The 1,247-nt window shown below is 34.6% G+C and carries 1 protein-coding gene and 1 pseudogene; both read left to right on the top strand.

Translation table 11 applies throughout. From position 1 onward, the window contains the following. Positions 1–206: 206 nt before the first annotated feature. Positions 207–447 (top strand): annotated as a pseudogene (locus IC220_RS07650) (DDE-type integrase/transposase/recombinase); the annotation flags it as partial. A gap of 79 nt (positions 448–526) precedes the next feature. Continuing rightward, positions 527–886: a helix-turn-helix domain-containing protein gene (locus IC220_RS07645; RefSeq protein ID WP_188153770.1), complete on the top strand. Its 360-nt coding sequence runs from the start codon at positions 527–529 to the stop codon at positions 884–886. Positions 887–1,247 lie beyond the last annotated feature (361 nt).

The following is a 1,247-nucleotide window of genomic DNA, read 5'->3' as shown; positions in this document are numbered from 1 at the left end:
CCAGGCTTTCACCCAAAGCTCTGTAACCTCTGCCTTTGACTTTCCTTTTTCCACCAAAGACACTGCTTTTTCTCTTAAATCTATACTATATACCATCACTTTTCCTACTCACTAATAGTATATTATACCCTTATCATTCGCTTTTGAAAGTACTATAGTTCCGGAAAATAATGATAAGTATACCATCACTCTCTGGGACCATACATATAGGCTATTTTCATATTGATATTGCAGAGGTTAGAACAGAAGAAGGAAAATTATGTTTGTTTGTTGCTATAGATAGAACATCGAAATTTACCTATGTTGAGTTGCATAATACTGCTACAAAACCCATAGCTGCAGAGTTTCTACGCAATTTGATTAGAATCTTGCCATCACACTGTTTTAACAGACAATGGCATACAATTTACCAACCTGAAGAGCCATAGGCACGCTTTTCAACACATATAGCTAACTAAGATAAGGTTTACCTAGACAAAATTTATGGTAAGATGGTAGATTGAAGAATAAATAGATGGAGTAAAAAATGCCCAAACCATACAGCGAGGACTTGCGAGAACGTGTTTTTAAGATTATTGACGAGAAAAAAATGTCTATGAAAAAAATTGGTGAAACATTTAAACTCAGTATAAAAACAATATATTTATGGCGAAAAAGAAGGGAGGAAACTGGAAGCATAAAGCCAGCATCTGGTTATCAAACAGGTCATAGGAGCAAGATTAAAGATATGGGCAGTTTTTTCAAATTTCTACAAGATAATCAAGATGTTACGACTGATAAAATAATTGAAAAATTTGGCAATATGTGCAAAGAAACAGCATATAATTATCTAAAAAAAGCTGGCTACACATATAAAAAAAACCTTCCTTTATCAAGAGAGAGATGAAAAAAAGCGTAAAGAATTCACAGCAAAAGTAGCTGAAATAAAGGAAGAAAATCTGGTATTTATAGACGAATCTGGTATTGATGACAACGAGTTTTATGCGTACGGATGGGCCCCTAAAGGCAAGAGATTATTTGCAGAAAAGCATGCATTTAAGAAAAAAAGAATTAGGTAGTGTAGACATTCAAAAAGAAAGGAGTTATAATAACAATTTTTGAGAGAAGCTAAGGATGTTATACGACTTAAAAGATAAGCAATGGGAAAGGATAAAGGAGAGTTTACCCGGAAAGAAAGGGGATAGTGGAAGGAGTGCAAAGGACAACAGAAAGTTCATAGCAGCAGTGATGTGGATAGGGCGAACAGG

This window comes from Wolbachia endosymbiont of Pentalonia nigronervosa (assembly GCF_014534705.1).
Lineage (GTDB): Bacteria > Pseudomonadota > Alphaproteobacteria > Rickettsiales > Anaplasmataceae > Wolbachia.
The sequence above is the reverse complement of the archived record's forward strand: the minus strand, read 5'-3'. Positions and strand labels throughout refer to the sequence as shown.

Coding starts and splice junctions, on each gene's coding strand:
- IC220_RS07645 (WP_188153770.1), top strand. CDS start 527: ATGCCCAAACCATACAGCGAGGACTTGCGAGAACGTGTTTTTAAGATT.